Below are 25956 nucleotides of genomic sequence, written 5' to 3'. Positions count from 1 at the left end.
CAAACGCCACAGCAGCCTCAACCGGCTCGGTCACGTCATCGTTCACCTTAATCGGAACAACAACCTCACCAGAACCAGACTCATCAGCCGTGAACTTCTGAGAACCAGAGCCCACCACAGTCGTGCCATCAGCCTTGCTAATCAGCTCAGCCTCAAGGGTGTACTCCTTACCCGGCACCAGATCCTTATACGTCACCGTGTCATTCACCGTGGCGCCAGCAACAACCCGCTTCGCACCATCAGCAAAATCAGCATTCGTACCAATCTCCGGCTTCTTCGGAGCGGGACGCTCCGTGGTTGCCTCAGTGGTCTCCTCTGGAACCGGAACCTCAGAAGACTCAGGCTTCTTAGGCTCATCATCAAGCCCAGGCTGATCGATGGGAACAATACGCTGAGCCTGATTAGCGGCACCCTTAGTGATGTCATAATCCTTAGGCGGAACGACGGTGATGTACTCATCGTCACCGGCCTTCGGAATATTGGCGCCCTCAATCTCACGCACACCAATGGGGTCCAGCGTCAACTCGTAGCCCGCATCCTCGCGAAGATACTGCTGGGCACGCTTAACACGCTCCTGAAGCTTAGGACTCTGAACATGGAGTTGCCCATCAGCCTTATTCAGCGAGCTCGTGAGGACGATCTGCAACACCATGTTATAGGTGCTGGCCTCCTCATAATCGCCAGCCTGGTATGCCTTCCTCAGCTTCTTCAGGACATTAATGGCAGCATCGCGCTGATGTCCCTCGAAAGGAATCTCCTCGGTAGGGCCAGGCGTTTCCCGCGGCGCACCAACGTGAGTCAGCTTGTAACCGGTCGTCGCATCCTTAAAGAGATGCGGCCTTTCCTCCGGCTTTGGGAAACCTAGATCAATACACCACCCGTACCCGAGCGTGTCATTAATCTTGAGAATGTCACCCTCTACCTCCAGGCCACGCCTCTCGGTAGGGTCAAAATTAACTTCCTCCCCCGTTCCAGGGGAAGCCGCCGCAACGCTAGTAACACCAAGTACCAGCGCCATAGCAGCAAAGAAAGCGATTAGGACGCCAAGTGGCCCCCTACCCGCTCTACTTAAAACTTTCATATTTTTCCCAACGTGAAATAAAAATAGAAATCACATTAAATTAGGACTCGACAATTCGCAACATAAAGCGAATCACAAAGCCGCACGCCAAGCCCGTTAGAAACGGCCCTGACGTACCGCAGCCACGTCCACCGCCGTCGGCGTCATCGACGAGGAGCCCGGACCGCTACCGGCACGCATCAGCGTGTCCGCACACCCATGGGCCAGACCCATCGCATGGCCCATCTCATGAGCAATCGTAAGGACTCGAATTTGCAGCGGAGTGTGCAAGTACTTCGCATTCAACACGATGTGTGGCTTAGGCTTCCACAACATCTCACCCACCGCGGCAGTATACCCATCGGCGATCTCCACGGAGTGCTGCGTCGGCTGAGCCACCTTCACGATCTTGATCGCACCATGAGACGCCTCGGTCCAGGCATCAATGGCCGCATCGATCGCGTCAGTGTGCTCGGTCTTGCCGATGTACACCTCCAGGGTGTCACCCACCATCGCGTTATTCTTATCCAGACGCAAAAGCTGCGGATCGGGCAAGCCCTGCCCCGCCTCCACGGCAGCAAAGGCCGCCTTGCACTGCGCGGGATTGATCTTCGTCCAGCGGTCGGCGTGCGCCACGCCGGGCGCCACCGCCGAGACGGCCAACACGGCCGCCATAGTCTTGACCAGGAACTTCTTCATTCAAAGGCCTTTCTTTTGACTGAAGTTCAAGACATAGTGCTCAAATCTAGAGACACTGCTGCCACTACATTTTAAATGTTAGTAGACTTTATGCCCTCAAACAACCCCTGCACGCTGGGAAAAATGAGCGCTCCGCCACGCGACCATTAATGAAACTTTTACGTTACGGTGAGGTTACATTTCAGTAACGCCACACCTAAGCACCATACACTCGCAAGACCCCATAAAGTATCTAACTAACCACATAGAGGTTCTTGCCACAGCTCACAGGCCCGAAGCAGACCAGGGCCCCGCCACCTCGCGCCGCGCCCCATGCCAGGCTACTCCAGTTAGGGTAAGGAATTACCCGATCCCCCACGAGAAAGTCCGTAGACAAAAGAACCCCTCCCGGGAGCCTAAAGAATACTTTGTATATTATTCGCAGCGTGCAAATAAAATAAGCCAGCACGCCCCTCCCAAGACGCGAAAAGCCCGATGCGCGGTACGGGACCGCACACCGGGCGAGGCAACTCCCCTGGGGGAGCGCGCAATTACTTCAGGGAGACCTTGGCGCCGGCGTCCTCCAGCTTGGCCTTGGCGGCCTCGGCGTCGTCCTTGTTGGCGGCCTCGAGGATGGCCTTCGGAGCGGACTCCACCAGCTCCTTGGCCTCCTTCAGGCCCAGGCCGGAGACGATCTCGCGCACGGCCTTGATCACGCCGATCTTCTTGGCGCCGGCGTCCTCCAGCACGACGTCGAACTCGTCCTTCTCCTCGGCGGCAGCGGCGCCCTCAGCGGGGGCACCGGCGGCGGCGACGGCCACCGGAGCGGCGGCGGAGACCTCGAAGACCTCCTCGAACTCCTTGACGAACTCGGAAAGCTCGATCAGGGTCATCTCCTTGAAGGCCTCGATCAGCTCGTCCTTGGAAAGCTTAGCCATAATGGCATCCTTTCTATTGTGCGGGCCGCAGCGGCCCGCGATGTGTGTAGAGATAGTGCGCGCGTACGCGCGGTATTGACTTAGGCTTCCTTCTTCTCCTGCAGCGCGCCGGCGAGGCGTGCCACCTGGGAAGCGGGAGCGTTGAACAGGCCTGCGGCCTTGGCCAAGTTGCCCTTCATGGCACCAGCCAGCTTGGCCAGCGTGGTCTCGCGGTTATCAAGGTCCGCGATAGCCTGAACCTGCTCGGGGGTAAGAGCAGCGCCGTCCATGTAGCCACCCTTGACGATGAATGCCTTGTTATCCTCGGCAAACTTCTTCATCGCCTTGGCGGCGTCCACAGCCTCGCCCTTGATGAAGGCGATGGCGGTGGGGCCGGTCAGGTAATCGTCGAGCCCCTCGATCCCGCTGTCCTTCGCGGCCAGCTTGAGAAGGGTGTTCTTGGCGACGGAGTACTGGACGTCATCACCCAGGGCGGTACGCAGCTCAGTGGTCTGAGCAACGCTCAGGCCGCGGTACTCGGTGAGCACCACGCTGTCCGCCTCCGCAAAACGATTCTTCAGCTCCTTGAGATCCGCCTCGTTCTTGGGGTTTGCCATGTACTTCGCCTCCTTCCTCTTAAACGTGTCGTGTTTTCCGCCCGGAGACTCTTCCACAAGAAAAAGCCCCCGTGCAGGAAGCACAGAGGCCCAGCCCCTCCAACCGAGGGGCGGTGGCTCGAAAGTGTCTCCTGCGTGGGTCGCCCCGGCAAGCCGGGATCCTTCGATCCGCAAGAGCGGATAACCGACGGTCTTCGGTGAAACTTGAGCTAGGCGCGCAGGGGCGCGACCATTCAAACTTCGCGCGCTACGTTACCGCAACGGGGCGCATCAAGCAAGCGGGAGGGGCGGCGTCGGCAAGCATGGCACACATAACTCTATTTTCTATCCAAACCCTAACAAAATATGTATTGTGATCCCCATGACTACCAGCCTCCGCGTTTCCCACGATGAGAACGTCCGCGCCTCCAAGAACTTCCTCGCCGCCTTCCTCCGCTCCCTGCGGCACCCGGAGTGGATGCCCGAGGGGATTAACGACTGGGACACGCCCTTAAACGGCAAGATCCCGGTGGTGCTCATCCACGGAACCTGGCTCAACAGCTACAACACCTGGTCCCGCATCGCCCCGGAGCTCGCCGCCGCCGGGCACCGCGCCTTTGCCTTTAACTACGGGCGCGACACCTCCTCCCTCACCGGCAAGCCGCGCGCCATCTACGGCACCAAGGGCATCCTCGAGGCGCAGCCCGAGGTGGCCGCCTTCATCGAGCAGGTCTTTGAGCGCACCGGCGCCACCCAGGTAGACTTACTCGCCCACTCCCAGGGCATGAGCCAGGCGCGCCTCTACCTCTCCGACTCCGGCGGAGCCAACGCCGAGGATCCCAGCCGCAACCGCGTGCGCAAGGTCATCGGGGTAAGCCCCAGCCACCACGGCACCACCCTCGCCGGTCTCGGGTCCGCCGGGCTCAAGGTGGAAAAGAAGTGGCCCGGCATCCGGCCCCTCACCCAAAAGATCCTGGGCGACGCCGCCCTTGACCAGCTCACGGGCTCCGAGGCCATGAGCCACATCAACAGGATGGGCGACACCATGCCCGGCATCAGCTACACCACCCTGTGCACGCGCTTCGACGAGATCGTCACCCCCTGGCGCAACCAGTTCATCGAGGAAAGCCCCCACGCCACCGTGCGCAACGTGCTGGTCCAGGAGGGTGCGGTGCGGGACTTCAGCGATCACCTCGCCATCCTCTACTCCCCCCACGTCATCGACCGGATCCTCGAGGAGCTGGACGATACCGGGGAGTACCGCACCACGCGACCGCGCGTGCGCGGGACCGTGCTCCCCGGCTACGGCGCGCTGCCGCAGTGGCGGCGGGGGCAGCGGAGGAGGTGAGGAACCGAGGCGGAGCCGAGGGACGGGCCCACCCCTTTGCGCGCCTGAATACCCCTTAATTCCCCCAACAATATATGGTCGATGTGATTTCACAAACCAATCCCCAGCCATAGTTCTGTGGTGATGTAAGCCTCATTGCGGGAATGGGGCAAACCCTTGCAGGAGGGCGCCCGCACGGTACCTTTACACGTAAGAGATTTCAGATCGGGGCCGTGGGGATTATTCCCACACAGCGGGGGCTTTCATGTCGGGGTTTACAATACCAAAATGGCTATACTGGGTAGCGCTATCAGCAATCACACTCGAGACTATTCTCCTCTTCCTTTTTAGCCCGGAACCGACCATAAACAAAGTGGGCCTCGTGGGCGCCACGATGACCGCAGCCACCGCACTCATGACGCTTTACCAGCGCACGCTCTCCGACGACCGATCCGAGTGGTGGCACAGGTTCGAGTGGTCGGTGAACCAAGAAAACGGCGATCAGCCCGACTGGATACTTTTACATCGGACATACGATAGCCTCTTCCGCGAACGAAAATGGGCCCGCGCCGACATTCCATTGCAGGCCTCTATATACAGCAGATCACTGCGGTGCCTGCTCGAACACTATTCCCTCGAAGGACGGGTAGAAGAATACATAGAAGCAATGGAAGACCTAGAAAGAAAACACGTATATTCCCTCATGGCTCAGTACCGGATAGGAGAGAGCAGAAACAACGATCCTGAAGGATAAGCTATGAGCACGACGACCACCCAGAAGGAGGTACCCACCATGTGGAAACGCAAAAACCAACCCAGCGCGTCTACACGCAGGAGGAGGCAGCCCTTCGCGACCTCATGAAGGTCCGCAAGGAGCTAGAGCGACAAGCTGGCCCCGGGTTCCGGTGGAGCAACATCTTCGGATTCAGCCTGAACAAGAAGCGCACCCCGTTCACCCTGGACGGTTAGGAAAACCTGGCATCCATCTATCTTTTGTCTGGCGCTGGCGGCTCGCCCCACCTACGCACGCAAGCCGCTAACGCCAGGCAAACAAAGAGCCGTGTTCTGCGCGCGCACGCCCACGCGCGTATCCCTCCCGGTTTTCTTGCTCCGTGAGCCTCCCACCGCCCTCAATAAGGCGCCTCCAAGCCCAAAATACCCCCTCTACCTGCACAAACTTTTTCTTGCTCGTTGCTTGCTTCTCCACCCGATACTCCAACTGCGCCAGCAAGGCTAACGATCCCTCGCGATCCCCGAGGAAACTCCGCACGGCTCCACGGGGTCTCGGGCTACCTCCGTCCGGGGCGTAAGCGACGCACACGATCCGGCCAGGCGGCGAGGCCTTCGACCCCTCCACGGGGCGCCTGGTCACCATCCCTCCCCTGCCCACCATCGCCTTCCGCGAGGTGTACGCGAACGCGCTCATGCACCAGGACCTCGAGCAGACCGGGAAGTTTCTCACCGTGGAGGCATTCGACGATCGGGTCGAGGTCACCAACCCCGGCACTCCCCTGATCTCCCCCGAGCGCTTCATCGACGCCCCCTCTACCACCCGCAACCCCAAGCTCGGTGAGGCGCTGCGGCAGGCCCAGTACGTCGAGCAGCGCGGCGGGGGATGGGACAAGGTGGTCCAGGCCCTGGAGACGGACAAGCTCCCGCCCGCCCTGGTGCGCACGAACGGCTCCACCACGGTCACCCTCAGCGCCTTTAAGCCCTTCTCCCTCCTATCTCAGCAGGAACGCCAGCAGGCCGTGTACCAGCACACCTGCCTGGCCTACCTGGAGGGAAGGGCGGCGAATAACTCCTCCATCCGCGCCAGGCTGGGGCTCAGGGAAAGCCAGGCCTCCCAGGTCTCCCGTCTGCTCAAGGAGTGCGTGGAGGCGGACCTCATTAAGCCGCACGATGCCAGTGCCGGGGCTCGCGCCATGCGCTACGTGCCCTCCTGGGCGTAGCCAGGTTTTCTTGCTTCGCTTTCCCCATCCCCTCCCCCCGCACGGCCCTCACCCGCCGGAAAAACCGCCCTGAACTGCGCAAACTTTTTCTTGCTCGTTGCTTGCTTCCCCTCGCCCCACGCGCGATCCCCGCACGCAAAAACCGCCCCCACGGAGAAACCCGTGGGGGCGGTTCTGGCTAACCTTAGCGCTCAGCGCGCGGCGGCTTACTCCGCAAAGTTCTTCTGCACGGAGGGATCCACCGGCACGCCGGGGCCCATCGTGGAGGAGAGGGTGATCTTCTTCATGTAGATGCCCTTGGCGGAGGAGGGCTTGAGGCGGTTCAGCTCCTCGATGAGGGCGCCGTAGTTCTCCGCGAGCTGCTGCTCGGTGAAGGAGGCCTTGCCGATAGCGGCGTGCAGGTTGGCGGCCTTGTCCACGCGGAAGGAAATCTTGCCGCCCTTGATCTCCTTGACGGCCTTGGCCACGTCCGGGGTCACGGTGCCGGTCTTGGGGTTCGGCATGAGGCCACGGGGGCCGAGCACGCGGGCCACGCGGCCCACCTTGGCCATCTGGTCCGGGGTGGCGATGGCGGCGTCAAAGTCCGTCCAGCCGCCCTGGATGCGCTCGATGAGCTCGGCGGTACCCACGACGTCGGCACCGGCCTCCTCGGCGGCGGTGGCGTTGGGCCCCTCGGCAAAGACCACCACGCGCACGGTCTTACCCGTGCCGTTGGGCAGGCTCACCGTGCCGCGCACGAGCTGATCGGCCTTACGGGGGTCCACGCCCAGGCGCACGGCCACGTCCACGGTGGCGTCAAAGTTCTTGGAGGAGGTCTCCTTGACCAGCTTGGCGGCCTCGATGGGACGGTAGAGGTGGCTCTGATCCACGGCCTCGGCGGCGGCGCGGAAAGCCTTAGACTTCTTGCTCATAGTTCAAAAGATCCTTCTGTTTGATTGATCTGTGTGGTCGAGCGGGCCGGAGCTGGCCCTGCCACGAGGGTCGAGGACCGATTAGTCCTCGACGGTGATGCCCATGGAGCGGGCGGTACCAGCGATGATCTTCGCGGCGGCGTCGATGTCGCGGGCGTTGAGGTCCGGCTTCTTCTGCTCCGCGATCTCCTTGACCTGCGCCATCGTCACGGAACCCACCTTGTTGGTGTGGGGCACGCCGGAGCCCTTCTGCAGGCCGGCGGCCTTCAGCAGCAGCTTGGCGGCCGGGGGGGTCTTCAGCTTGAAATCAAAGCTGCGATCCTCGTACACCGTGATCTCCACGGGGATCACGTTGCCGCGCTGGCTCTCCGTGGCCGCGTTGTACGCCTTGCAGAACTCCATGATGTTCACGCCGTGCGCACCCAGGGCCGGGCCCACGGGCGGGGCCGGGTTCGCGGCGCCGGCCTCGATCTGCAGCTTGATAAAGCCGGTGACCTTCTTCTTCTTTGCCATCGATAACTCTCTTTCCTAGGTACCGGCGGGGACGCCTCGACGGCCGCGCCTGATCCCACCGTCCGGATGCCGGGCCCCGCTCACAGCGCCTCACGCTGATCTTCGCGTAGCCCGGCCACCGGGGATGAACGATTGCACGCACGCCGCGTTCACGGCACACGCGAGGAAATACCTTAGCGCAGCCGGGGCCGCGCCGCCAAAAGGCTAGATGATCTTTTCCACCTGGTCGGCGGTCAGCTCCACCGGGGTCTCGCGGCCGAAGATGGACACGAGGGCCTGGAGCTTGCCCGTCTCGTAGTCGATGTCGGAGATCGTGGCGGAGACGGAGGCCAGCGCGCCGGTGAGGATGGTCACGGCCTCGCCCACCTCGAAGTCGATCTGCTGCTTCGGGGCCGCCTTCTCCTCCGGCATGGCCACCACCTGCTCCGCCTCGGCGGCCGCGGCCTGCTGCTCGCCCTCCACCGCGGCGCGCGGCATGAGGAACTTGGCCACGTCGCGGTGCCGCACCGGGGTGGCGTTGCCCTCGTTGCCCACAAAGCTCGTCACGCCCGGGGTCTCGCGCACCACGGACCACGCGCGGTCGTTGATGTCCATGCGCACCAGCACGTAGCCGGGGAGCAGCTTGCGCTTGACCATCTTGCGCTTGCCGTCGCGCACCTCGATGGCCTGCTCCACCGGCACCACCACGTCGTAGATGGAGTCCTCCACCTCGAGGGTCTGGGCGCGCATGTCCAGGTTGGTCTTGACCTTGTTCTCGTAGCCCGAGTAGCACTGGATGATGTACCACTGGCCGGGCTTCTTCTTCAGCTCTCGGGTGAACTCGCGCAGACGACGCCGGTACTCGGCGTCCGAGGCGTCCTCCTCGGGGGCCTGCGAGGCGGCCTCGGGAGCGTCGGTCCCCTGCTCCGGCTCCGCCGCAGCGCCCTCGACGGGCGCCTCAGAGGGTTCTGCGGCTTCGGGGGCCTCGGCGGCGGCTTCGGTGTCCACCGACTCCTGGATGGCCTCCCGTGCGGCGGCAAACAGGGGGGAATCGGCCTCGTTCTGGGAGGTGTAATCCTCGCTCATCGTGTTCTCCAAGGGGTTGAGATCAATACATCATGTCCGGCGCGGTGCAGGTCAGCCAGCGCACCACCCACGGTATCCAAAGAATTATCCCGCCGCCCTTGCGGACGGCGGGATAATCATCAAAGTATGGGAAATACTACTACGGGTTGAGCACCTTCTCAACTCCCATGCCCACCAGGAAGTCCACCCCGGAGACCAGGGCCGTGAGCACGATGAGGAAGGCGAACACCACCAGGGTGTAGGTGACCATCTGCCCGGCGGTGGGCCAGATGACCTTCTTGATCTCGGAGCCCACCTCGGGGATGAAATGCAGCGGGCCTCCGCCCGGCTTGCCGTCCTCCACGGCGGAGGAGGAGGCCTTCTGGGCCTCGTAGGAGGACGTGGTGATGCTGCCAGCACCGGTGCGCTGCCGCTTACCCGTGGGCCGGCTAGCGCCCGGCTGGTTTGCGCGATCCTCGCTCACAGCACTCCTTAGAGTTGAAAAGTATTGGCAGGGGCGACAGGACTCGAACCTGCAACCTACGGTTTTGGAGACCGTTGCGCTACCAATTGCGCCACGCCCCTTTGTTCTCGCCGCTGACGCGGCAGGAACTACCCTACCAGAGGCATCCGCTCCCGTGGAGAAGCGGGCACCCCGCGGAACCTAGAACTAAAGCCAGGCGCGAAGCCCGGCCCTCGTGAGTTCCAGTAGCGATGGAGAGAATTGAACTCTCGACACAGCGATTATGAGTCGCTTGCTCTACCACTGAGCTACACCGCCCTGCACCCCTCCCGTCCGCTGTGGGCCAGAAAGAGCAACAGAGCCCCCTAACAGAATCGAACTGTTGACCTTTTCCTTACCATGGAAACGCTCTGCCGACTGAGCTAAGGGGGCATGCTTACAACATCGTTTCCAGGTTTCCCTGGCCGCTCCGTTGAAGCCTCACAAAGGTTAACCCGATCCCCCAACCAACCACAAATCGGCAGTTCATCCCGCATTTTGAGGCCTTCACGCCACTCCCGCGCCCCGCGCCGCACCCCGCCGCGCAGCCCGGCGGGCCGGGGCGGGCAACAATGGGCACAACAAAAACCGCCGCCATAACCTCCCGGGGAAGATTATGGCGGCGGTTCACGGTGCCAGGTAGAAGATTCGAACTTCTGAAGGCAATGCCGGCGGATTTACAGTCCGCTCCCTTTGGCCGCTCGGGCAACCTGGCAAACCACACCATGCGGTGCGGGGGTTACTTTACTATGCCCCCACCCCAACCGGGCAAATCACCTGGTCACATGGGACAACCGGGTCAGCCCAGGCGCTCGGCGGTGTAGGTCACCAACGCCTCCAGGGCGCGGGTAGCGGGGGCGTCGGGAAGCTCCCCCAGGCACTCGCGGGCGCGCTGAGCCCACGCCGATGCGTCGTGCGCCGCGCGGCGCCTGCCCTCGGAGCGCTCCAGCAGGGCCAGCGCCTCGGCCACCTGTTCCTCCGAGGTCAGCGGCCCGGTGAGCAGGCCGCGCAGGTGCTGCCCCACCTCCCCCTCCTCCGCGAGGGCGTAGAGCACCGGCAGGGTCCACACTCCCTCGCGCAGGTCCGTGCCTCGCACCTTGCCGGACTCCTCGGGCGTGGAGAAGAGGTCGATGATGTCATCCACGATCTGGAACACCATGCCGATGGCGTGTCCGTAGCCCTGAAGCGCCCGGATGTGCCGCTCGCTCGCGCCGCCGTGCAGGCCGCCAAGGTAGCCCGCAGACGCGATGAGCACGCCCGTCTTTTCCTCGATCACGCGGGTGTAATGCGCGATGGGATCACCGCCCTGCGCCCCCACGGTCTCGCGCATCTGCCCGGTCACGAGGGTGCCAAAGGTCTCCGCGAAGTGCTTGACGGTGGGGGTACCCAGGTCCGCCATGATCCCGGAGGCCTGCGCCAGCAGGTGATCCCCGGCGAGGATCGCCACGGAGTTGCCCCAGCGGGCGTTGGCGGACTCCACCCCGCGCCGCCGCGCGGCCTCGTCCATCACGTCGTCGTGATACAGGGTGGCCAGGTGCGTCATCTCCACCACGGCGGCGGCGCGCACCACGTCCTCGCACATGGGGCGCTGCCCGTACTCGGAGGCCAAAAGCGCAAACATGGGACGGAACCGCTTGCCGCCCGCGCGCACCAGGTGCATGACCTTATCCCGCAGGACCTCGTCGCCCCGCTCGAGGTGGGCGTAGAGGGTGTCCTCCACCAGCCCCAGGCCCCGCCCCACGCGCGCGTTGAGGGCATCATCGCCGAGGTTTAGCGACCCCGCCACCACACCAGGGGTTGCCGCTTCTCGCCCATTGGTCATGTCTTGGTGTCCTCGCAGGTGATTTGTATCTCCGGGCCAGGTGGCTCCCCATCCTGGAGAGTAACGTTAACTCGGACTCAACCGTAGCGGAATAACCCCCGTAGATACACTCCGGGGTGTGAGTTCTCACCTTTCCCCCTACCTGCTCATCGTCGGTGCCGGGCCCGCGGGCGCCACGGCCGCCACCTGGGCCGCCTCGCGCGGCTTCGATACCCTCCTCATCGACGCCGCCTCCTTCCCCCGCGATAAAACCTGCGGCGACGGCCTCACCCCCCGCGCCATCCACCACCTCGAGCGCCTGGGCCTCTCCACGCAGATCCTCGACCGCTACAGCAACAGGGGACTCAAGCTCCACGGCTTCGGCGGCTCCGTCACCGCGCCCTGGCCGCGCAGTACCTTCGGCTCGGTGGGCTCCGCCATGCCGCGCGCCGACCTGGACCACCTGCTGCTGCACACCGCGCAGCGCGCCGGAGCCGCCGTGTGGCAGGGGGCCCAGGCCCTGCGCCCGGTGCTCGAGGGCGAACGCATCCGCGAGGTCATCGTGCGCCACGAGGGGAAAGAACAGCGCGTGCGCCCCGCCGCCGTGCTGGTGGCCGACGGCGTGCGATCCCCCCTGGGCAAGCAGCTCGGCCGCACCTGGCACCAGGAGGAGGTGTACGGGATCGCGGCGCGCTCCTACTGCGCCACCCCCCGCCACCGGGAGCCCTGGATCCACTCCCACCTAGAGCTGCGCGACGCCGAGGGCACCGCCCAGCCCGGCTACGGCTGGATCTTCCCCCTGGGCACCGGGGAGGTCAACCTCGGCTGCGGAGCGCTGTCCACCACCCGCCGCCGCGCCAGGGTCAACACCAAAAAGCTCCTGGAGCACTACGCCCGGCAGCAGCGCGAGGAGTGGGAGCTGGGCCCCACCCGCAGCGTGGCCTCCGCGCTGCTGCCCATGGGCGGGGCCGTGAGCACCGTGGCCGGGCGTAACTGGATGCTCATCGGCGACGCCGCCGCCTGCGTCAACCCCCTCAACGGCGAGGGCATCGACTACGGCATGGAGACCGCCGAGCTGGCGATCTCCCTGGTGGGCACCTCGGACTACCGGCGCGCCTGGCCCGCCGCCCTGCGCGAGCGCTACGGGGAGGCCTTCGCCCTGGCCCGCGCCGCCGCCCGGCTGCTGACCTACCCCCGCCTGCTGCCCGCCGTGGGCCCGCTGGCGCTGCGCGGCCCGCTGGGCGCGCGCCTCATGCCCGCCGCGGCGCGCCTGATGGGCAACCTGGTCACGGAGGAGGACCGCGACCTCGTGGCCCGCGCCTGGCGGGCCGCCGGATGGGCCGCCGCCCGCGTGCCCGGGCGCCGCCCCCTATGGTGCTGACCTAGCCCGGCTTGATCGCGGAGTGCATGGCCACGATGCCTAGCGTGAGGTTCTGCCAGCCGCAGCCCTGCCAGCCGTTGGCGTTGATCTCCCGCGCCAGGGCCTCCTGATCCGGCCAGGCCCGAATGGAATCCGCCAGGTACTCGTAGGCCTCCGGGTTGGAGGACACCACCCGCGCCACCGCGGGGAGCAGGCGCATGAGGTACTCCTTGTACACCGTGCCAAACACGGGCACCACGGGGGTGGAGAACTCGTTGACCGTGAGCCGCCCCCCGGGGCGCGTCACCCGCGCCATCTCCCGCAGGCCCGCGCGGAAATCGTGAATGTTGCGCAGGCCGTAGGAGATGGTCACGGCGTCAAAGGTGTTATCCGCAAAGGGCAGGCGCATGCCGTCCCCCACCACCTTGGGCACGGGGCGGTGCGCCCCCGCCGCCAGCATCCCCGGGGAGAAGTCGCAGGCCACGCACCACGCCCCGGACTTGGCCAGCTCCACGGTGGACACCGCCGTGCCCGCTGCAAGGTCCAGCACCCGCTCCCCCGGCCGCAGGTTGAGGCGCTCCCTGGTGCGGCGACGCCACCGGCGGTCCTGCCCAAAGGACAGCACCGTGTTGGTGAGGTCGTAGTTCTTGCCCACGTCGTCAAACATCGCGGCGACGTCCAGGGGCTTCTTATCCAGTGATGCCTTAGCCACGAGGCACCAGTTTAGACGCGGCTGCGGGCGGAAAGCGGCACCGCTCCCCACATCGCCCCCAGGCCGCGCGGGCCTCGGCGGTGCTCCGCGATGGCCTCACGGTAGTGCCCCATGAGCTTCTCGCACTGCGCCTCCCAGGTGCGGCCCTCCACGTCCTCACGGGCGTTGCGGCACAGCCGGGCGTACCGGGACTCGTCCAGCACCCAGTTCACCGCCGAGGGCAGCTCGTGGGCGAACGTGGGGACGTCGAGAAGCAGGCCGTTGCGGCCCTCCGTGATGAGGTCGATGGGCCCGCCCGCGCGCGGCCCGATGGTGGGCACCCCCGAGGCCTGCGCCTCCTGCACCGCCTGGCAGAACGTCTCGAACTCGCCGGGGTGCACAAACAGATCCAGCGAGGCGTAGGCCCGGGCCAGCTCCTCCCCGCCGAGCTGACCCGTAAACACCGCGTTGGGCAGGCTGCCCTCCAGCTCGTGGCGCTCCGGGCCGTCGCCCACGATCACCAACTGCACCCCCGGGTGATGGGCGAGGGAGGCGAGCCGGTGCACGCCCTTCTCCGCCGCCAGGCGCCCCACGAAGCCCACGATCCTCTTGCGCCCCGTGGGGTCCCACCGGCGGCGCAGCTCGGCGGAGCGCTTGGCCGGGTGAAAGCGCCGCGCGTCCACTCCCCGGCCCCAGCGATGCACGTTCCTAATGCCGTGCGAGCGCAGCTCCTCGATCGTGGGGCTCGACGGCGCCAGGGTGCGCTGGCAGGCGTTGTGGAAGGTCCGCGTCCACTCCCAGGACGCCGCCGCCAGCGGCCCCAGGTGATAGCGGGTGGAAAAGCCTGCCACGTCCGTCTGATACACCGCCACCGCGGGGATCTTGAGCTGGCGGGCGGCGAAGGCACCGGCGGCCCCCAGCACGAAGGGCGAGGCCAGGTGCACCACGTCCGGCTGGTGCTCCCTGAGCGTGGCCGCCACCGAGGGCCCCGGCAGGCCCACCGGGAGGGAATCGATCAACGGCACCATCACCGTGGGCACGCGATGAATGGGAAAGCCCAGGTAATCCGGGACCTCCTCCTGAAAGTCCCGCGCCCCCGGCGCGATGACGAAGGCCTGGTGCCCGTGCGCCTTGGCGTACTCCAGCACCCGGAGCACGGAGTTGACCACACCGTTGACGTTAGGAAGAAACGACTCTGCCACAATGCCAATCCGCATAATCCCCATCCTCCCCGGCGCTGGCTACGGCAACGCTACGGCAAGTTAATCATTGAGTAACAAGGCCGGAAAATCTTGGTGAACGAGCCACCGCCCCGGCCGCCCACCACAATAGCCCCGCCACGGCCGTGGCGACGACCCCCACCGATGCCGCGGGCCACGCCGCCAGCGTCCACCCGCGCCCCTCCACCTTCACCAGATCCGGGTCCCGACGCGCGTAGGTGACCCACACGTTCTGCCCCTCGCCCAGGCCCGAGGGATACAGCAGGCCCGTGGCCGGAAGGTGATAGATGCCCTGATCGTCCTGGTATTCCACCGTGGTGCGCCAGGCCGTGACCCCGGTGACCGTGGCCAGCGCCCGGCCCGGGTCCGCCTCGATCGTGCGATCGTTCCACCACGGCCCCACGACCATCGCCGCGCAGCCCAGGAGGGCCAGCGCGTAGAGCGCGATGATCGCCTGCCTGCTGCGGTGCAGCAACCGGGAGGTCACGCGCCCACCCGCACCGCGCGTTCCAGGGCCGCGTGCATCTCCCGGCGGGTGCCCCTGGTGGTGCGGGCCTCGATGACGCGGAAGCCGCCCTCCTCCTCCGCCTCGTCCAGGGCGGCGATCAGCTCCTGGAGGCTTTCCGCCGAGGCGTACTCCACGCCGTAGGCGCCGCACAGCTCCTCCACGCGCACGCCGTGGGGGGTGCCAAAGCCGCGCTCGAAGGAATCCCGCAGCGCGGGCGCGCCCATCTCCAGGGTCTCGAAGATCCCGCCGCCCTCGTCGTTGGCCACCACCAGGGTGAGGTTCTCCGGGCGCGCCTCCAGGGGGCCGACGAGCAGCCCGCCGGCGTCGTGCAGCAGCGCGAGATCCCCCAGCAGAGCCACCGTGCGCGGTGCGCGCACCGCGTCCGGCTCCGCCGACTGCGCCGCCAGGGCCAGGCCCACGGCCTGCCCCACCGTGCCGTCGATGCCCGCCGCGCCCCGAGGGGTGTGCGTATCCACGCCGTCGAAGGGCAGGCCCACCATCGCGGCGTCGCGCACCGCGTTGGAGGCCGCGAGGAACAGGGAATCGCCCACCGCCACGCCGTCGGCCACCGCCGCCGCCACATGCAACCCGGTGAAGCCGTACTCCGTGGAGGCCACCGCCTCGCGCACCGCCTGCGCCCCCATCTGCGAGGCCGCCTCGGTGATCTTCAGCCACTGCCCGGGCGTGCTTCCCGTGACCGTTACCCGGCTGGCCACCCGGCGCGCCCGGCGCCCCGGGTCCGTCACCGTCTCCGTGCGGCTAAGCACCACGACGTCGATCTCCGGGTCCTCGATCAGCGCCATGACCGGGCGATGCAGGGTGGGATGCCCCACCACGATCACCTGCTCCGGCTTGGTATCCACCCCCTCGACGCCCCCGCGCAGGAGGTGCGCCGCCAGGGGGTGCACCGGATGAAAGGGGGTGGGGGCGGAGGGCTCCGCGATGGTGGGAACCTCGCCCAGACCCTCGACCTCCCACGCCTCGTCCCCGGAGATCACCAGGGTGCGCAGGCTCAGGTCGATCCGGGCCTCGCCGTGATCCGCCTCGTGCGGGTGGACGGTGCGAGGCGCGCGCGGCGAGGTCCCCTCCGGGGCGGGCAGGGCCTCCGGGAGCAGCGGCACGTCCAGGGCCACGTTGAGGTGCGCCTGCGCGTGATCCCGCAGGGCGGCGTGGATCTGGGGCACATCGCCCAGCCCCTCCACCTGCACCGTGGGGGCGTAGGAACCGAACAGCCCCACCTGGTCGATGGTCTGGCTCGCGCCCGTGCCCACCAGGCGGCGGGGGCGATCCGCGCTGAGCACCACCAGCGGCACGTGCGCCTGGGCGGCCTCGATCACCGCGGGCAGGCAGTTGGCCACCGCCGTGCCGGAGGTCATCACCACCGCGGCCGGGCGGCGCTGCTGGCGGGCCATGCCCAGGGCCATGAAGGCGGCGCTGCGCTCGTCGATGCGCACGTGCACGCGCACGTCGCGGCGCGCCAGCAGGGCGAGGGTGAGCGCGGCGTTGCGCGAGCCGGGGCAGATCACCACGTCCGTGACGTACCCCGCCAGCGCCGCCGCCACCTCGCGGGCTACCTCCGCGCTCGGGGCGTCGGGCGCGCTCATGCCTGGGGCTCCTGATACTGCTGGTACTGCTCCTGATACTGCTCGACCTCGGCCGGGACATCCTCCGGGGAGCCGTTGAGCAGATCCTGCAGCCAGGACGGCACCTGCACGTCCGGGATGGAGGGGATCTCGCTGGGCAGATCGGGCAAGCGCAGGCCGGAATCGTCCTGCACCGTCTCCGTCACCGTCACCGTGGACACCCGCGTCTCCGTGATGACCTCCGGCTCCTGCGACCCCGAGGAGGCACCGGTGGCGCGACCGAGGAAAAAGAACAGCCCCGCGGCGATCAGGATGGCGGCCACCACCCCCGCCACCGCCATCGCGCCGCTCGCCTTGGACTCCCGCTGCGGCGGTTCCGAGTCCTCCGGCACCGGCTCCTGATACTGCGCGTACCGCTCCTGGTAGGGCTGCTCCTGGTACGCCTGTTCCTGATACTGAGGGTCCGGGAAGTACTGCCGGGGCCGCTCCTGCTCGGTGCCCCGCGGCGCGCCCTCCCAGCCGCCCCGGCCACCGTCACCGCCGCGACCATTCCTGGCGTCGCGGCCGCCGGTGGGACCTAAATAGCGGGTCTCATTATCATCCATAAGGATCAGTCTAAGTGATCCCAGCACCGAGACAGGCGCTCGATCCACCACGCGCGGCGCCCCGCCGGTGCCGCCAGGGACTCCAGGCGCGCCCGCTCCGGGGCCACCGGGGCGGTGGAAAGACGCCCGCCCACCAGCGCGCGCGGCGCCGCCACGTCCTCCACAAAGAGACTCTGCGTGGCCAGGCCCGCCGGGGCCTGCGGCTCCGGCAGGCACGAGGCCGCGACCAGCCCGGCGTTCATCCCCACGGCGGTATCCAGGGCGCTGGCCACGGTGGCGCCCATGCGCGCCCGCGACTCCCGCAGATGCTCCGCGATGCCCAGCAGCCTGCGCACCCCGCCCAGCGGGGCCACCTTGAGCACGGCGACGTCCGCGGCCATCAGGTCCGCCACGCGGTACGGGTCACGAACCCGGCGAATGGACTCGTCCGCCGCCACCCGCGCCGGTATCCCCGCCGCGCGGAGCCCGGAACGCAGCTCGGCCAGCTCCTCCACCGTGGCGCACGGCTGCTCCATGTAATCCAGGGGCCCCAGGGCCCGGGCGGCCTTAAGCGCCTGGTCCACCGTCCACCCCCTGTTGGCGTCCACGCGAACCCGCGCGTCCGGGATCACCCCGCGCACGGCCTCCACCCTGGCCACGTCCTCGGCCAGACACTGCCCCCGCTCCGCCACCTTGACCTTCACCGTGGTACACCCCGGGTACCGGGCCAGCAGGCCCGGTACCCGCCCCGGCTCCACCGCCGGGATCGTGGCGTTGACCTCCACGGACTCCGCGCGCGCGGGGGGCAGGCCCGCGTAGGCGGACTCCAGGGCGCCGCTCAGCCAGGTGGCGGCCTCCGCATCCTCGTATTCCGGGAAGGGCGCCCACTCCCCCCAGCCGCGCGGCCCCTCGATCAACAGGGCCTCCCGGGTGGTGATGCCGCGAAACCGCGCGCGCATCGGCAGGGCCACCACGTGGGACCTGGCGATGAGGTCATCCAGGGCGGGCTTGGGGTGGGGCTCAGGATCGGGCTCCGGGCGGGGGGTGCGATCGGGGGCTATGGGGGACATGGACGTCATGGTAATGGCCGGGTGCGGCGCGCGGGGGTGGGGTGCGGAATGGGGTGCCACGGTTTTCTTGGGGCCGCTTTGTTACGGGAGTGATTCACTCTGGCAACAAAGCGGAATGAAAGGATGCTTTCATTCCGCTGAGAGGCTGCCGATCACCACACCCGTCACAGCATGGCATGACAAGGTTCTTTCATTCCTCTAGATTCCCAACGATGATCCCTGGCGTCACACACCGGCATAGAAAAACCGCTTTCACCTTCTTCCAAAAACTTCACGAAGCCGAACTCGGAACCATCCGCCAACATCGCCCAGTCTGAGTAAGCATGGAAGAATTTTGGACCACCGACGATCTGCGCCGCAGCAATATCAGCCCCAGCGCCATAAGGACCATGATCTCCCAAGGAAAGCTTGAGCGCCTTACCCACGGGGTGTATGTCCGTCCTCACGCGGACGGGCTTACGCGGCTACGCGCCGTATGCCACCGGTGGCCCAAGGTTATTTTCTCCGGCGCCACGGCAGCACACATCTACGGCTGGGAGGAACTCGCATGGCCCATTCATGGTCTGCTGCCACGAACAACGAGTCCGGTGCATAACTCCAAGGTGATCCTAACGAGATCCCATAACCACAACTCCAGGATCATCCACGGGCTTCCGGTAACCTCCCCCGCCGCAACGGCTCATCTGCTCCTGGACTCGTGGCCCTCGGCAAAGCTCATCAACTTTCTCGAACGGTCCTACGCCGGTATCAAAGGAGAAGCGCACTATCTCCGTGATTCCCGCTCCCTATCCCCAACGGGCCGCAGCGCCTTAAACAAAATCGCCGCCAAGGCGGTACTGGGAGCTTCCAGCTCCACGGAAAGGAGACTCGCTCACGCGCTAGCCGACAAGAACGTTTTTACGCGTTCCAACGTGAAGGTTGGCCCCTACACCTACGATCTCAAGGTCATAGGTTCCCCGCTGCTGATAGAAGTGGACGGACAACGCTTTCACACGAACACCGGCGCCTTTGTCCGCGATCGGTGGAAGACGAACGCAGCACAACGCGCCGGCTACACGTTGCTGCGTTACTCAGACACCTGCATTGACTACGCCTTAGACGAGGTAGTGGAGCAAATCATCAGCACGGCGCGGAGCCTCGATGACAAACTTATGACCGATTCCCACGGAGTGTTCCAATGGCATCGGGCGCTCTCCCACCCCTTAGACTCGGTGGCATGAGTTACAGCACCGAGCAACCCTTCGATCCCCGGCAGTGGCGCACCGTGGAGGGCTTCGAGGACCTCACGGACATCACCTACCACCGCCACGTGGGCACGCATCGTCGAGACGGCATCGTGCGCATCGCCTTCGACCGCCCCGAGGTGCGCAACGCCTTCCGCCCGCACACCGTGGACGAGCTGTACCGCGCCCTCGATCACGCGCGGCGTACCCCGGACGTGGGCGTGGTGCTGCTCACCGGCAACGGCCCCAGCGCCAAGGACGGCGGATGGGCCTTTTGCTCCGGGGGCGATCAGCGGATTCGGGGGCGCTCGGGGTACCAGTACGCGGAGGGGGATACCGCCGATACCGTGGACGCGCAGCGCGCGCGGGCCGAGGGCGGACGCCTGCACATCCTGGAGGTGCAGCGGCTGATCCGCACGATGCCCAAGGTGGTCATCGCGGTGGTCAACGGCTGGGCCGCCGGGGGCGGGCATTCCCTGCACGTGGTGTGCGATCTGACCATCGCCTCGCGGCAGGAGGCGCGCTTTAAGCAGACGGATGCCGACGTGGGCTCCTTCGACGCCGGCTACGGCAGCGCGTACCTGGCCAAGCAGGTGGGCCAGAAGTTTGCCCGGGAGATCTTCTTCCTGGGGCGCGCCTACGGCGCGGAGGAGATGCAGCGGATGGGTGCAGTGAACATCGTGGCCGATCACGCGGACCTGGAGGCCGAGGCGATCCAGGCGGCCCGGGAGATCAACGGGAAGTCCCCCACGGCCCAGCGGATGCTGAAGTTTGCCTTCAACCTCACCGATGACGGCCTCATGGGCCAGCAGGTCTTTGCCGGGGAGGCCACGCGGCTGGCCTACATGACGGACGAGGCGGTGGAGGGCAAGGAGGCGTTCCTGGGCAAACGGGAACCGGATTGGTCCTCCTTCCCGTTCTACTACTAGGGAGCGTCAAAGTTGCTCGGGGGAGGCCGGGCAGACTAATTTAGTTGTCGTGTCAATCATTAAAGATCTAGGTCTCCTCCTCGCCCGCCTGCTGCTGGGCACCATCCTCATCGCCCACGGCTGGCAGAAGGTCAGCGACCTCGGCGCCGCCCAGGCCATGTTCGAGGGCATGGACGTGCCCCTGCCCCAGGTCAGTGCGATCCTCGCGGCGGCCATCGAGTTTGGCGGCGGCATCGCCCTCATCCTGGGGCTGCTCACCCCCGTCGCGGGGGTTCTCGTGTTCCTCAACATGCTCGGCGCGGCGCTCATCGCCCACGTGGGCAACGGCATCCTCGCCTCCGACGGCGGCTGGGAGCTGCCCGGCGCGATCGGCGCCGCCGCCCTGGCGCTCGCCGCCGCGGGCCCCGGCCGCATCGCCGCGGACGCCTTTGTCACCCGCTCCCGCAGCGCCACCGTGAGCGCCTAGTACTACGCTAAGGGGAATGAGCGAGCGCATCCTCGAACCCCTCTTTATCTCCTCTGCGCGCCCCGCCAGCGCCCTTCCCGAACTCCGGGAGGCGCTGGCGGGGCGTCGTAGTTTCCTGCCCCTGCCCGACGACGACCCGGCACGCGCCCAGCTCCTGCGCACCACCCAGCGGGCCGGGCAGCCCATCGACCCCGAGGTGGCCCTGGTGGTGGGCACCTCCGGCTCCACCGGCACGCCCAAGGGCGCGGAGCTCAGCGCCGCCAACCTGCTCAGCAGCGCCGAGGCCACCCATGAGGCCTTGGGGGGCGCCGGCACCTGGCTCCTGGCCATGCCGGGGCACTACATCGCGGGGTTACAGGTGCTGGTGCGCTCCCTGGTGGCCGGGACCGAGCCGCGCTGCCTGGACCTGCGCGGCGGATTCTCCATCCCCGCCTTTGCCTCGGCGGCGCGCGACCTCGGGGGCGCGCGCGCCTACACGGCGCTCACGCCTGCCCAGTTGCTCAAGGCCATGAGCAGCCTGGAGGGCATCGAGGCGCTGCGCGCCTTTGCCGCCGTCCTCGTGGGCGGGGCGCCGCTGCGCGCGCACGACCTGCGCGCGGCCCAGGAGCTGGGGATCCGCGTGGTGCGCACCTACGGCGCCTCCGAGACCTCGGGCGGGTGCGTCTACGACGGCCACCCGCTGCCCGGCGCGCGCGTGCGCCTGGGCGAGCAGGACCGCATCCACCTGGGCGGGCCGATGATCGCGCGCGGCTACCGCAACGCCCCCGAACACGAGGCCTTCGCCGAGCCCGGGTGGTTTGCCACCAGCGACGCCGGGGCGCTCGGCAAGGACGGGGAACTCTGCGTGCGCGGGCGGCTGGACGCGGTGATCGACTCCGGCGGGCTCAAGATCCACCCCGAGGTGCTGGAGCACCACCTGCGCGAGGTTCCCGGGGTGGCCGAGGTGTGCGTGGTGGGGCTTCCCGACGCCCGCCTGGGCCAGGCCATCGCCGCCGCCTACACCGGCGAGGCGGAACCCGGCGACCTCATCGAGGCGCTCGACTTCCTCCCCCGCTGGCAGCTTCCCCGGCACCTGCGCCGCGTGGACGCGCTGCCGCGCACCGGCTCCGGCAAGGTGCACCGGGCGGGCGTGGTCAGTCTTCTTTCTCGCTAGCGCGCAGCAGGGCGGCCACGTCGGCCGGGCCGTAGGCCGCCGCGATCTGCTCGTCGTTGCCCCCGCCCACGCCGTTGCTCAGGATCAGCGAGCTGAGCTGGGCGGAGGGGACGACGGCGAAGTTGCGGGGATTGGCAAAGACCTGGCGCACCGGGTGCCCGGAGCGCAGGGCGCACACGTGGAGCCAGACGTCGTCGGCACGCGGGGCCACCTCCTTAAAACGGATGCCCTGCGCCACCACATACTCGATAAACGAGGGCGGGTAGCACACGCCGGACACCCCGGTGGCAAAGTGCAGCAGGCTGGCGTCGCAGGTATCGGCGGGGCTCCACTTCATGTACGGCAGCATGCGGCCCTCGCGCAGCTCGATCCGGTGCGCGCGGTACGCCGCCACCGTGTCCAGGCGCAGGCCGCCGATGGCGAGCAGGCGATCCAGGAACCACTCGGGGTAGATGACGTCGTCGTCGATGGTCACCACGCGGGTGGGTGTGCCCGCCACCCGGCAAAACTGATTCCAATACTTGGCGTGCGGGCCGAGGTCGCCGTCGCCCCGGCGCACCGTGAGCCCGCGCCGCACCAGGCGCCGCAGGCTCGGCGGCCACTGCCCGCGGCGGTCGTAATCCTCCGGGTCCAGCCACAGCACCACGGGCGCGCGCTGAGGCCCGCGCACCACCGACTCGACGGCGAGAAACACCGTGCGCAGGCGGCGGCCGTGGGTGGTCAGGGAGATCACCACCCCGTGCTCCCCGGAGCCCTCGGCGGGAATGGGCTCGCGGGAGAAGCGGTTATTCCACAGCAGCGGGACGAGGCGAAACAGCGTGAAGAAAAAGCTCACCACCTGACCGGCCACGTAACTGACCCACATGGTTCCGCCTCCACCCGCCCTCGCAATCAAAACCGTCACGAAAAAATACCACCCCACCCTACACGGGCGGGCACGATCCTCCCCGGCACGCGGCCGGGCCGCGAAACCGCGCACGGACGCAATGCCTTGCGCGATACACCTAAAACTGGGTACAGTATCGCCTTTTGCGGGAGGTACCCGCCCCAATCCTGCCGAGGAGGACATAACCGCGATGAACGCCATCATGACCAAGCTCGCCGGGCTAGAACGGCTCGGCGCCACGCTCACCAGGCTGGGCCTGGTGCTCGTCACCGTGTGGATCGGTGCGCTGAAGGTATTCCACTACGAGGCCCAGGGAATCATCCCCTTCGTAGCCAACAGCCCCTTCATGTCCTGGCTCATGCGCGACCCGGAGAACTACACCGCCCACAAGATCCCCGAGGGCGCCGCCGCCGACGCCGCCGCGCAGGCCTGGCACCAGGACAACGGCACCTACTGGATCGCCCTGCTCATCGGCGGAACCATCGTGACCATCGGCGTGCTCATCGCCCTGGGCTGGATCTGGCCCAAGGTCGGCGTGGTGGGCTCCCTGCTCCTGGTGGGCATGAGCCTGGTGACCCTCTCCTTCCTCGTGACCACCCCGGAGGTGTGGGTCTCCGACAAGGGCGGCGGAGAGGGCGGCTTCCCGCTGCTCGCCGCGCCGGGGCGCCTGGTGGTCAAGGACGCCATCATGCTCGGGGCGTCCCTGTGGAGCGCGGCGGACTTTGCCCGCATCGCGGTGGGGCGCGCGGGACGGTAACCGACGCTCCCCTACTCGGTGCCACAATAGACCCATGCCTACTTCCCCCGAACGCCGCCGCGCCACCCCCGCCGACTGGTGGGCCGGCGCCCGCCCCCACACCTGGGCCAACGCCATCGCACCCGTGATCGCGGGAACCGGGGCCGCCGCCTTCCACGACGGCGCCAGCTGGTGGCGCGCCCTGCTGGCCCTGGGGGTGGCGTGGGCGCTCATCGTCGGGGTGAACTACGCCAACGACTACTCCGACGGCATCCGCGGCACCGACGACGACCGCTCCGGCCCCCTGCGCCTCACCGGCTCCGGCCTCGCGGCCCCCTCGGCGGTAAAAAGGGCGGCCTTCCTCGCCTTCGGCGCCGCCGGGATACTGGGCGTGGCGCTGAGCCTTGCCAGCAGCTGGTGGCTGATCCTCGTGGGCGCGGCGTGCATCGCCGGGGCGTGGTTCTACACCGGCGGCTCGCGCCCCTACGGATACATGGGGCTGGGCGAGGTGGCGGTGTTCCTGTTCTTCGGCCTGGTGGCCGTGCTGGGCACGGAGTACACGCAGGCCGGGGGGATCAGCGCGGTGGGGCTCGCCTGCGCGGTGGGCGTGGGGGCCATGTCCGCCGCGGTCAACCTGGCCAATAACCTGCGCGACATCCCCTCCGATACCGCCAGCGGCAAGATCACCCTGGCCGTGCGGCTGGGCGACGCCCGCACCCGCGCGCTCTTCTGCGCGCTCGTGGCCGCCCCCTTCGTCCTCTCCCCGCTTTTGGGATTCACCGCGACCTGGTGGGCGCTGCTGGGGCTGCTGGCCCTGCCGCTGGCCGCCGTGGGCGCCAGGCCGGTGCGCGCGGGGGCCACGGGGGCGGGGTTGATCCCGGTGCTGGGGCTGACCGGGCGCGCCATGCTCGCCTGGGCGGCGGCCACGTCCCTGGCGTGCGTGCTTGGGTGAGCGGGGTCCAGTGCAAGGGCAGAGCGCGCCCGGTGAAGATACCACCGAACGCGCTCTTGAAATTCGAATAGGGATCGCAGCCACTATGCCGAGGCGACTCATTGACTGGATTCAATCCACTTTCTCACCCTTTACGAGCCGATCAGAGTAGCCGCTCTGGTCAGCTCGCTTTCTGCCCACAGGATCGTAATCGGGGCACGACCTCAATATTCAGCATTTCACACATAGGAGCAACGAGAGCCTCTGTGACCTCACGGTAAGCGCCCCCAACCGGCTACAGTGGTGTGCCGTGCAGGAACGAGGAACTCCATGATCGGCGTTATCACCGGCTTCACCATCATCATGGCGGTGATCGCCGCAGGGTACGCGCTGGGGCGGATAGGAATCATCCCCGCCGGGGACGCCCGGCTCATGCTCAACCGCGTGGCGTTCTACGCCGCCACCCCGGCGCTCCTGTTCACCGTGGTGGCCACCTCGCAGCCGCAGGCGCTCTTCTCCCCCGTGATCGCGGTGAGCCTGCTCGCCACGCTGCTGACCGGGGCGCTCTTCCTGATCGTCGCCCGCGCGCTTCCCGGAAGGGAGCACCACAGCGCGGCGGATACCGCCATGGGGGCCGCGGCGGCCTCCTACGTGAACTCCAACAACATCGGGCTGCCGGTGAGCATGTACGTCCTGGGCAGCGCCGCCTACATCCCGCCCATCCTGGTGCTGCAGATGGTGTTTCTCACCCCGCTGCTGCTGGCGGTGCTCGGGGCCACGGGTGAGCAGGGCGGCCGAAGCGCCGCGCGGTCGGTGCGCGGGGCGGTGCGCACCGCGCTGCTCAGCCCCATCGTGCTGGCCTCCACCGCCGGGCTGGCGGTGTGCCTGACCTCGGTCTCCGTGCCCGAACCGGTCATGGCCCCGCTGGAGATCCTGGGCGGGGCGTCCATCCCCATGATCCTGATGAGCTTTGGCGCCTCCCTAAACACCACCACGGTGCTGGACTCCCCCAAGGACCGCCTCCGGATCATCCTGGCCACCGGGCTCAAGACGCTGGTCATGCCGCTGCTGGCCTGGGGGCTCAGCGCGGCGCTGGGGCTTGCCGGGCCCGAGCGCTACGCCGCCGTCATCCTGGCGGCCCTGCCCACCGCGCAGAACGTGTACAACTACGCCGCCACCTTCCAGAAGGGCACCATCGTGGCCCGCGATACCGTGCTGATCACCACCTTTGCCTCGCTGCCGGTGATGCTGGCGATCGCGGCGCTCAGCGGGCGATGAGCACCGCGCTACCCCCGGGCCGTCCCACCCCTTTGCT

At 67.1% G+C, this 25956-nt stretch carries 29 protein-coding genes and 4 tRNA genes; 12 read left to right on the top strand and 21 right to left on the bottom strand.

The genetic code is table 11. The features are described from left to right. The 4 genes from B140_RS13895 to rplJ form a co-directional block, all read right to left on the bottom strand. A partial coding sequence (locus B140_RS13895; RefSeq protein ID WP_169332538.1) for a VaFE repeat-containing surface-anchored protein occupies window positions 1-1018 on the bottom strand: 1018 nt, incomplete at its 3' end. A 159-nt stretch (window positions 1019-1177) separates the two neighbouring features. Then, window positions 1178-1759, bottom strand: a complete 582-nt coding sequence (locus tag B140_RS0110335; protein WP_018119284.1) for a metallopeptidase domain-containing protein — start codon at window positions 1757-1759, stop codon at window positions 1178-1180. A 530-nt stretch (window positions 1760-2289) separates the two neighbouring features. Further along, window positions 2290-2676, bottom strand: a complete 387-nt coding sequence (gene rplL, locus B140_RS0110330; protein WP_018119283.1) for a 50S ribosomal protein L7/L12 — start codon at window positions 2674-2676, stop codon at window positions 2290-2292. Between the two features lie 80 nt (window positions 2677-2756). Further along, window positions 2757-3272, bottom strand: a complete 516-nt coding sequence (rplJ, locus tag B140_RS0110325; RefSeq protein ID WP_018119282.1) for a 50S ribosomal protein L10 — start codon at window positions 3270-3272, stop codon at window positions 2757-2759. Window positions 3273-3633: 361 nt separating this feature from the next. On the opposite strand from rplJ, the gene B140_RS0110320 reads away from it, so the two are divergent. The 4 genes from B140_RS0110320 to B140_RS12540 all read left to right on the top strand — a co-directional run bounded on the left by B140_RS0110320 (window position 3634) and on the right by B140_RS12540 (window position 6530). After that, window positions 3634-4599, top strand: coding sequence for an esterase/lipase family protein (locus B140_RS0110320; protein ID WP_018119281.1), 966 nt, complete (start codon window positions 3634-3636; stop codon window positions 4597-4599). A gap of 244 nt (window positions 4600-4843) precedes the next feature. Then, a complete protein-coding gene (locus B140_RS13890) occupies window positions 4844-5332 on the top strand; it encodes a hypothetical protein (RefSeq protein ID WP_156801751.1) in 489 nt (162 codons plus the stop codon). Window positions 5333-5373: 41 nt separating this feature from the next. Then, window positions 5374-5547, top strand: coding sequence for a hypothetical protein (locus B140_RS13885; RefSeq protein WP_018119280.1), 174 nt, complete (start codon window positions 5374-5376; stop codon window positions 5545-5547). A 437-nt stretch (window positions 5548-5984) separates the two neighbouring features. Then, window positions 5985-6530, top strand: coding sequence for an ATP-binding protein (locus tag B140_RS12540; protein WP_156801750.1), 546 nt, complete (start codon window positions 5985-5987; stop codon window positions 6528-6530). 206 nt (window positions 6531-6736) lie between these two features. Here the strand turns inward: B140_RS12540 and rplA are convergent, their stop codons facing one another. The 9 genes from rplA to B140_RS0110265 all read right to left on the bottom strand — a co-directional run bounded on the left by rplA (window position 6737) and on the right by B140_RS0110265 (window position 11322). After that, window positions 6737-7441, bottom strand: coding sequence for a 50S ribosomal protein L1 (gene rplA / locus B140_RS0110305; RefSeq protein WP_018119278.1), 705 nt, complete (start codon window positions 7439-7441; stop codon window positions 6737-6739). Window positions 7442-7522: 81 nt separating this feature from the next. After that, window positions 7523-7954: a 50S ribosomal protein L11 gene (gene rplK, locus B140_RS0110300; protein ID WP_018119277.1), complete on the bottom strand. Its 432-nt coding sequence runs from the start codon at window positions 7952-7954 to the stop codon at window positions 7523-7525. Window positions 7955-8158: 204 nt separating this feature from the next. Further along, entirely contained in the window at window positions 8159-9019 is an 861-nt protein-coding gene (nusG, locus tag B140_RS0110295; RefSeq protein WP_018119276.1) for a transcription termination/antitermination protein NusG, read from the bottom strand. A 139-nt stretch (window positions 9020-9158) separates the two neighbouring features. After that, on the bottom strand, window positions 9159-9482 hold the full coding sequence (gene secE / locus B140_RS0110290) for a preprotein translocase subunit SecE (RefSeq protein ID WP_018119275.1): 324 nt from the start codon (window positions 9480-9482) through the stop codon (window positions 9159-9161). Between the two features lie 25 nt (window positions 9483-9507). Continuing rightward, window positions 9508-9583: transfer RNA gene (locus tag B140_RS0110285), tRNA-Trp, on the bottom strand. Window positions 9584-9707: 124 nt separating this feature from the next. After that, a tRNA-Met gene (locus B140_RS0110280) sits at window positions 9708-9779 on the bottom strand. A gap of 41 nt (window positions 9780-9820) precedes the next feature. Further along, a tRNA-Thr gene (locus tag B140_RS0110275) sits at window positions 9821-9893 on the bottom strand. 240 nt (window positions 9894-10133) lie between these two features. Further along, window positions 10134-10215 (bottom strand) — tRNA-Tyr (locus B140_RS0110270). Window positions 10216-10299: 84 nt separating this feature from the next. Beyond that, window positions 10300-11322: a polyprenyl synthetase family protein gene (locus tag B140_RS0110265; protein WP_026166232.1), complete on the bottom strand. Its 1023-nt coding sequence runs from the start codon at window positions 11320-11322 to the stop codon at window positions 10300-10302. A gap of 118 nt (window positions 11323-11440) precedes the next feature. On the opposite strand from B140_RS0110265, the gene B140_RS0110260 reads away from it, so the two are divergent. Then, window positions 11441-12682, top strand: coding sequence for a geranylgeranyl reductase family protein (locus B140_RS0110260; RefSeq protein ID WP_018119273.1), 1242 nt, complete (start codon window positions 11441-11443; stop codon window positions 12680-12682). A 1-nt stretch (window position 12683) separates the two neighbouring features. Here B140_RS0110260 and B140_RS0110255 read toward each other — a convergent pair whose 3' ends face one another. The 7 genes from B140_RS0110255 to B140_RS14140 all read right to left on the bottom strand — a co-directional run bounded on the left by B140_RS0110255 (window position 12684) and on the right by B140_RS14140 (window position 18742). Next, window positions 12684-13373, bottom strand: coding sequence for a demethylmenaquinone methyltransferase (locus B140_RS0110255; RefSeq protein ID WP_026166231.1), 690 nt, complete (start codon window positions 13371-13373; stop codon window positions 12684-12686). A gap of 11 nt (window positions 13374-13384) precedes the next feature. Continuing rightward, window positions 13385-14569 (bottom strand): glycosyltransferase family 4 protein, encoded by a 1185-nt coding sequence (locus tag B140_RS12535; protein WP_018119271.1) that lies wholly within the window; start codon window positions 14567-14569, stop codon window positions 13385-13387. Between the two features lie 49 nt (window positions 14570-14618). Then, the gene (locus B140_RS0110245; protein WP_018119270.1) at window positions 14619-15059 is read right to left on the bottom strand and encodes a DUF3592 domain-containing protein; all 441 of its coding nucleotides are present in this window, start codon (window positions 15057-15059) and stop codon (window positions 14619-14621) included. Further along, window positions 15056-16684: a 2-succinyl-5-enolpyruvyl-6-hydroxy-3-cyclohexene-1-carboxylic-acid synthase gene (gene menD, locus B140_RS0110240; protein ID WP_018119269.1), complete on the bottom strand. Its 1629-nt coding sequence runs from the start codon at window positions 16682-16684 to the stop codon at window positions 15056-15058. Before menD ends, B140_RS0110245 begins: the two co-directional genes overlap by 4 nt. Continuing rightward, window positions 16681-17268 (bottom strand): hypothetical protein, encoded by a 588-nt coding sequence (locus tag B140_RS13030; protein WP_018119268.1) that lies wholly within the window; start codon window positions 17266-17268, stop codon window positions 16681-16683. The genes menD and B140_RS13030 overlap by 4 nt, the downstream gene beginning before the upstream one ends. A gap of 5 nt (window positions 17269-17273) precedes the next feature. Next, a complete protein-coding gene (locus B140_RS0110230) occupies window positions 17274-18317 on the bottom strand; it encodes an o-succinylbenzoate synthase (RefSeq protein ID WP_018119267.1) in 1044 nt (347 codons plus the stop codon). A 164-nt stretch (window positions 18318-18481) separates the two neighbouring features. After that, window positions 18482-18742, bottom strand: coding sequence for a glutathione S-transferase family protein (locus tag B140_RS14140; RefSeq protein ID WP_169332536.1), 261 nt, complete (start codon window positions 18740-18742; stop codon window positions 18482-18484). Here B140_RS14140 and B140_RS13440 point away from each other — a divergent pair. Genes B140_RS13440 through menE form a run of 4 tightly spaced genes read left to right on the top strand, consistent with a single transcriptional unit; the run spans window position 18641 to window position 22088 of the window. Continuing rightward, complete coding sequence (locus B140_RS13440; protein ID WP_083912310.1) at window positions 18641-19537, top strand: type IV toxin-antitoxin system AbiEi family antitoxin domain-containing protein; 897 nt, start codon at window positions 18641-18643, stop codon at window positions 19535-19537. The genes B140_RS14140 and B140_RS13440 overlap by 102 nt on opposite strands. Then, window positions 19534-20469 (top strand): 1,4-dihydroxy-2-naphthoyl-CoA synthase, encoded by a 936-nt coding sequence (locus tag B140_RS0110220; RefSeq protein ID WP_018119265.1) that lies wholly within the window; start codon window positions 19534-19536, stop codon window positions 20467-20469. The genes B140_RS13440 and B140_RS0110220 overlap by 4 nt, the downstream gene beginning before the upstream one ends. A 49-nt stretch (window positions 20470-20518) precedes the next feature. Continuing rightward, on the top strand, window positions 20519-20935 hold the full coding sequence (locus B140_RS0110215; RefSeq protein ID WP_018119264.1) for a DoxX family protein: 417 nt from the start codon (window positions 20519-20521) through the stop codon (window positions 20933-20935). 16 nt (window positions 20936-20951) lie between these two features. Next, the gene (gene menE, locus B140_RS0110210) at window positions 20952-22088 is read left to right on the top strand and encodes an o-succinylbenzoate--CoA ligase (RefSeq protein ID WP_018119263.1); all 1137 of its coding nucleotides are present in this window, start codon (window positions 20952-20954) and stop codon (window positions 22086-22088) included. Here the strand turns inward: menE and B140_RS0110205 are convergent. Beyond that, complete coding sequence (locus B140_RS0110205) at window positions 22069-22953, bottom strand: hypothetical protein (protein WP_018119262.1); 885 nt, start codon at window positions 22951-22953, stop codon at window positions 22069-22071. The two genes, menE and B140_RS0110205, sit on opposite strands and share 20 nt — an antisense overlap. A gap of 211 nt (window positions 22954-23164) precedes the next feature. On the opposite strand from B140_RS0110205, the gene B140_RS0110200 reads away from it, so the two are divergent. From B140_RS0110200 to B140_RS0110190, 3 genes are all read left to right on the top strand, one after another. Then, entirely contained in the window at window positions 23165-23731 is a 567-nt protein-coding gene (locus B140_RS0110200; protein ID WP_018119261.1) for a DUF417 family protein, read from the top strand. A gap of 34 nt (window positions 23732-23765) precedes the next feature. Further along, window positions 23766-24662, top strand: coding sequence for a 1,4-dihydroxy-2-naphthoate polyprenyltransferase (locus tag B140_RS0110195; protein WP_018119260.1), 897 nt, complete (start codon window positions 23766-23768; stop codon window positions 24660-24662). Between the two features lie 309 nt (window positions 24663-24971). Next, entirely contained in the window at window positions 24972-25919 is a 948-nt protein-coding gene (locus B140_RS0110190; protein WP_018119259.1) for an AEC family transporter, read from the top strand. Window positions 25920-25956: the final 37 nt, after the last annotated feature.

The sequence above is a fragment of the Corynebacterium mastitidis DSM 44356 genome, from assembly GCF_000375365.1.
GTDB lineage: Bacteria > Actinomycetota > Actinomycetes > Mycobacteriales > Mycobacteriaceae > Corynebacterium > Corynebacterium mastitidis.
This window is presented reverse-complemented; position numbering and strand designations above follow the sequence as displayed.

Bases quoted from the DNA above. Each gene is read 5' to 3' on its own strand.
- B140_RS0110335 (WP_018119284.1), bottom strand. From the start codon at position 1,759: ATGAAGAAGTTCCTGGTCAAGACTATGGCGGCCGTGTTGGCCGTCTCG.
- rplL (WP_018119283.1), bottom strand. From the start codon at position 2,676: ATGGCTAAGCTTTCCAAGGACGAGCTGATCGAGGCCTTCAAGGAGATG.
- rplJ (WP_018119282.1), bottom strand. From the start codon at position 3,272: ATGGCAAACCCCAAGAACGAGGCGGATCTCAAGGAGCTGAAGAATCGT.
- B140_RS0110320 (WP_018119281.1), top strand. From the start codon at position 3,634: ATGACTACCAGCCTCCGCGTTTCCCACGATGAGAACGTCCGCGCCTCC.
- B140_RS13890 (WP_156801751.1), top strand. From the start codon at position 4,844: ATGTCGGGGTTTACAATACCAAAATGGCTATACTGGGTAGCGCTATCA.
- rplA (WP_018119278.1), bottom strand. From the start codon at position 7,441: ATGAGCAAGAAGTCTAAGGCTTTCCGCGCCGCCGCCGAGGCCGTGGAT.
- rplK (WP_018119277.1), bottom strand. From the start codon at position 7,954: ATGGCAAAGAAGAAGAAGGTCACCGGCTTTATCAAGCTGCAGATCGAG.
- nusG (WP_018119276.1), bottom strand. From the start codon at position 9,019: ATGAGCGAGGATTACACCTCCCAGAACGAGGCCGATTCCCCCCTGTTT.
- B140_RS0110265 (WP_026166232.1), bottom strand. From the start codon at position 11,322: ATGACCAATGGGCGAGAAGCGGCAACCCCTGGTGTGGTGGCGGGGTCG.
- B140_RS12535 (WP_018119271.1), bottom strand. From the start codon at position 14,569: ATGCGGATTGGCATTGTGGCAGAGTCGTTTCTTCCTAACGTCAACGGT.
- menD (WP_018119269.1), bottom strand. From the start codon at position 16,684: ATGAGCGCGCCCGACGCCCCGAGCGCGGAGGTAGCCCGCGAGGTGGCG.
- B140_RS13030 (WP_018119268.1), bottom strand. From the start codon at position 17,268: ATGGATGATAATGAGACCCGCTATTTAGGTCCCACCGGCGGCCGCGAC.
- B140_RS0110230 (WP_018119267.1), bottom strand. From the start codon at position 18,317: ATGTCCCCCATAGCCCCCGATCGCACCCCCCGCCCGGAGCCCGATCCT.
- B140_RS13440 (WP_083912310.1), top strand. From the start codon at position 18,641: ATGGAAGAATTTTGGACCACCGACGATCTGCGCCGCAGCAATATCAGC.
- B140_RS0110220 (WP_018119265.1), top strand. From the start codon at position 19,534: ATGAGTTACAGCACCGAGCAACCCTTCGATCCCCGGCAGTGGCGCACC.
- menE (WP_018119263.1), top strand. From the start codon at position 20,952: ATGAGCGAGCGCATCCTCGAACCCCTCTTTATCTCCTCTGCGCGCCCC.
- B140_RS0110205 (WP_018119262.1), bottom strand. From the start codon at position 22,953: ATGTGGGTCAGTTACGTGGCCGGTCAGGTGGTGAGCTTTTTCTTCACG.
- B140_RS0110200 (WP_018119261.1), top strand. From the start codon at position 23,165: ATGAACGCCATCATGACCAAGCTCGCCGGGCTAGAACGGCTCGGCGCC.
- B140_RS0110195 (WP_018119260.1), top strand. From the start codon at position 23,766: ATGCCTACTTCCCCCGAACGCCGCCGCGCCACCCCCGCCGACTGGTGG.
- B140_RS0110190 (WP_018119259.1), top strand. From the start codon at position 24,972: ATGATCGGCGTTATCACCGGCTTCACCATCATCATGGCGGTGATCGCC.